The organism is Kitasatospora sp. NPDC059088 (assembly GCF_042738155.1).
GTDB lineage: Bacteria > Actinomycetota > Actinomycetes > Streptomycetales > Streptomycetaceae > Kitasatospora.
On the sequence record NZ_JBHYGR010000271.1, the window covers coordinates 1 to 3,321 of the forward strand.

Sequence of the window (3,321 nt, forward strand, 5' to 3'; positions counted from 1 at the left end):
CCAGCCGCAGCCGCGGCCGCGCCCGCCCGAGGCGTACGCGCCGCCGCGCCGGCCGCCCGCGCACCGCGCGCGGGCCGCTCGGCCACCGGCGGCAGGGTGCCCTTGAGCGGCCCCCACTCGTTCGGGTCCGGCACGCCGGCCGGCTGCATCTTGCGCCGGGCCGGTCCCGCGCCGTGGTCCGACTCGCCCGGCTCCTTGGCGCCCGGCCAGTCCTTGGCGACCCGGGCCGCGAGCACGAACTCCTTGCGCAGCGGGTGCCCCTCGAAGCCGTCCGGCAGCAGCAGGGTGGCCAGGTGGGGGTGCCCGGGGAAGTCGATGCCGAACATCTCGTGGGTCTCGCGCTCGTGCCAGGCGGCCCCGGCGTACACCGCGACGGCGCTCGGCAGTGCGGCGCCGTCCCGCGGCACCCGGGTGCGCAGCGCGAGGTGCCGCACGCCCGGCGCCTCGACGGCGGCCAGGTGGGCGACCACGGAGAAGCCCTCGGCGAGCTCGTCGACGGCGCTCAGCCAGTCGAAGAAGCCCAGGCCCAGCACGTCGCGGGCGGTGGTGAGCGCCTCGATCCAGCGCTCGGCCGGCACGTCGACGGTGATCAGGCCGTACGCCTCGGCGCCGGTCGCCCACTCCCCGACCGACGCCGCGTACTGCTCCGCCGTGAGCGTCTCGACAGGTCGCTCGCCGCGCTCGCTCACGACACTCCTCCATCGTTCGGGGGCCCCGCCACCAGCGGCCGGCGCAGTGCCGCCGCGGGCGCGGTGTAGCGGCCGGGCAGGGACTCGGCGGCGATCTTCTCCTGGAGCTTGAGGATGCCCTGGAGCAGCGCCTCCGGCCGCGGCGGGCAGCCGGGCACGTAGACGTCGACCGGGATGATCTGGTCCACGCCCTTGGTGACGGAGTAGGAGTCCCAGTACGGGCCGCCGGAGTTGGAGCAGGCCCCGAAGGAGATGACGTACTTCGGCTCGGGCATCTGCTCGTAGAGCCGCTTGACGGCGGGCGCCATCTTGTCGGTGACCGTCCCGGAGACGATCATCAGGTCCGCCTGCCGGGGGCCGGGCGCGAACGGGATCACACCCATCCGGATGAAGTCGTGCTTGGCCATGGACGCGGCGATGAACTCGATCGCGCAGCAGGCCAGGCCGAAGTTGAAGCACCAGAGGCTGTAGCGGCGGCCCCAGTTGAGCACGACCTTGACCGGGTCCGGCGCGAGCCGGGCCAGCGGGCCGATGCTGCGGCGCCCGACGGCGCCGGGGGCGGCCGGGTCGGGCAGTCCGAGCGGGACGGGACCGCCCTGGCCACCGTGCGAGTGGGTGTGCGTCACGTCCATTCCAGAACGCCCTTCTTCCAGGCGTAGAGCAGTCCGACCGCGAGGAAGCCGATGAAGAGGAACATCTCGATCAGCGTTCCGGCGCCGTACCCGGCGGTGGCGAAGACGGTCGCCCACGGGAACAGGTAGATCGCGTCGACCGCGAAGATCACGTAGAGGAAGGCGTACACGTAGTAGCGGATCTGGGTGTGCGCCCAGTCCTCGCCCACCGGGTCCACCCCGCACTCGTAGGCGAGGAGCTTCTCGGGCGAGTACACCACCGGCCGGAGCAGCCGGTTGGCGGTGAACGCCACGGTCACGAAGAGCACCCCGATGACGGCCAGCAGGCCCATCGCGGCGTACGCGTCGAAGTAGCCGCCGCCGACCGACGGGTCGGCCGCGACGGCAGCCACCTGCTGCCCCTCCATGCCTTCGCCTCCACCTCGGCCGCGAACCCGCCCTCAAGACAGTTCTACGACTTTTCCTCACACGGTCTTAACCATGGCCAATGCGTGAGTCTAAGGGGAGGGCTCCACTCCCCCCGAAACCTGCCCGCTCCGCAAGACGTCCCGTGGACAACCCGGTGAACGCCCGGAGGCCCTCCGGGGTGGGGATAACCCCCGCCCCGGAAGATGTATCACCCCCATGGCACATCCCCTCCCCCGTTCGGGATGCTGGGGGCCGCCAGCTCGAACGAGGGGACGGATGATCCGATGAAGTCGCTGAACCGCGCCGTGGACGCCATCAAGGAGCAGGACGCTCGGATGGAGCGCCCGCCGCTGTACGGCGCGCGGATGTGGCGCCAGGTCGGACACCTGATGCTCAACTTCCCGCTGGGCATCGCCGGCTTCGTGCTCTCGGTGACCGCGCTGTCGGCCGGCCTGGGCCTGTCGGTGACGGTGATCGGCCTGCCGGTGCTGGCCGCCGGCCTGGCCGGGTCCCGTGCCCTGGGCGCCCTGGGCCGCAGCCGGGCCCGCTCGGCGTACGGCTCCGCGATCGACGATCCGCAGCCGGTGAAGCAGCGCCGCCCGGGCCTGGTCGGCTACACCATCGCCCACCTCACCGACCTGCTGAACTGGCGCTCGGCGCTCTACAACGTGCTGATGCTGCCCTGGGGCATCCTGAGCTTCACCCTGACCCTGGTCTCGGTGATCACGCTGTGGCCGGTGCTGCCCTTCATCGTGCGCGCGATGGCCGCGGTCGACCGGATCCTGATCGAGTCGCTGCTCTTCCCCGGCGCGCTGGCCGAGCGGGTGCGCGAGCTGGAGGACGACCGCGGCACCGTCGTCGAGACCGCCGCCGCCGACCTGCGCCGGATCGAGCGGGACCTGCACGACGGCGCCCAGGCCCGGCTGGTCGCGCTGGCGATGGACCTCGGCATGGCCAAGGAGCGGCTGCGGGAGGTGGAGACCCAGGAGGACATGGCGGTCGCCGCCCGGATGGTCGACAACGCGCACGGTGAGGTGAAGCTGGCCCTCCAGGAGCTGCGCGACCTGGCCCGCGGCATCCACCCGGCGGTGCTCACCGACCGCGGCCTGGACGCGGCGCTGTCCGCGGTGTCGGCCCGCTGCACCGTCCCGGGCGGGGTGAAGGTGAACGTCGACCTGGCCGGGCCGGACGGCGAGCCCGAGCGCCCGGACTCGGCGGTCGAGGGCATCGCGTACTTCACCGTCAGCGAGCTGCTGACCAACGTCTCCAAGCACGCCGGCGCCACCAGCGCCTCGGTCGATGTCTGGCGCTCGGACGACCAGCTGATGGTGCTGGTCCAGGACGACGGCCGGGGCGGGGCGGCCCCCTACCCGGGCAGCGGCCTGGCCGGGCTGGCCGAGCGGATCCGGGCGGTGGACGGGGTGTTCCTGGTGGAGAGCCCGGAGGGCGGCCCGACCACCGTCACCGTCGAGCTGCCCTGGCGCACCCGCACCGCCCGCCGCTAGGGCCTGTCCGGCGGATCTTGGCAGATCAGCGCGCGGCGTTGGGCGCCCGGCTGGGCGTGCGCCCGAGTCGGCCTCGTACTGGACGTA

Annotated in this window: 4 protein-coding genes; 1 reads left to right on the forward strand and 3 read right to left on the reverse strand. The window is 73.0% G+C overall.

Going from position 1 to position 3,321, the window contains the following annotated elements:
• The 3 genes from ACFWXO_RS45150 to ACFWXO_RS45160 form a co-directional block, all read right to left on the reverse strand.
• Nucleotides 1–689 (reverse strand): NADH-quinone oxidoreductase subunit C (locus tag ACFWXO_RS45150; protein ID WP_380533037.1); only part of this gene is annotated, 689 nt, incomplete at its 3' end.
• Entirely contained in the window at nt 686–1,321 is a 636-nt protein-coding gene (locus tag ACFWXO_RS45155; protein ID WP_380533039.1) for an NADH-quinone oxidoreductase subunit B, read from the reverse strand. The genes ACFWXO_RS45150 and ACFWXO_RS45155, both read right to left, overlap by 4 nt.
• Complete coding sequence (locus ACFWXO_RS45160) at nt 1,312–1,728, reverse strand: NADH-quinone oxidoreductase subunit A (RefSeq protein ID WP_375881878.1); 417 nt, start codon at nt 1,726–1,728, stop codon at nt 1,312–1,314. Before ACFWXO_RS45160 ends, ACFWXO_RS45155 begins: the two co-directional genes overlap by 10 nt.
• 336 nt (nt 1,729–2,064) lie before the next feature.
• Here ACFWXO_RS45160 and ACFWXO_RS45165 point away from each other — a divergent pair, with 336 nt between their 5' ends.
• Nucleotides 2,065–3,234, forward strand: coding sequence for a sensor histidine kinase (locus ACFWXO_RS45165; protein ID WP_380399093.1), 1,170 nt, complete (start codon nt 2,065–2,067; stop codon nt 3,232–3,234).
• Nucleotides 3,235–3,321 lie beyond the last annotated feature (87 nt).

Excerpts from the sequence above, each read along its gene's own strand:
- ACFWXO_RS45160 (WP_375881878.1), bottom strand. The coding sequence starts at position 1,728 with ATGGAGGGGCAGCAGGTGGCTGCCGTCGCGGCCGACCCGTCGGTCGGC.
- ACFWXO_RS45165 (WP_380399093.1), top strand. The coding sequence starts at position 2,065 with ATGGAGCGCCCGCCGCTGTACGGCGCGCGGATGTGGCGCCAGGTCGGA.
- ACFWXO_RS45155 (WP_380533039.1), bottom strand. The coding sequence starts at position 1,321 with ATGGACGTGACGCACACCCACTCGCACGGTGGCCAGGGCGGTCCCGTC.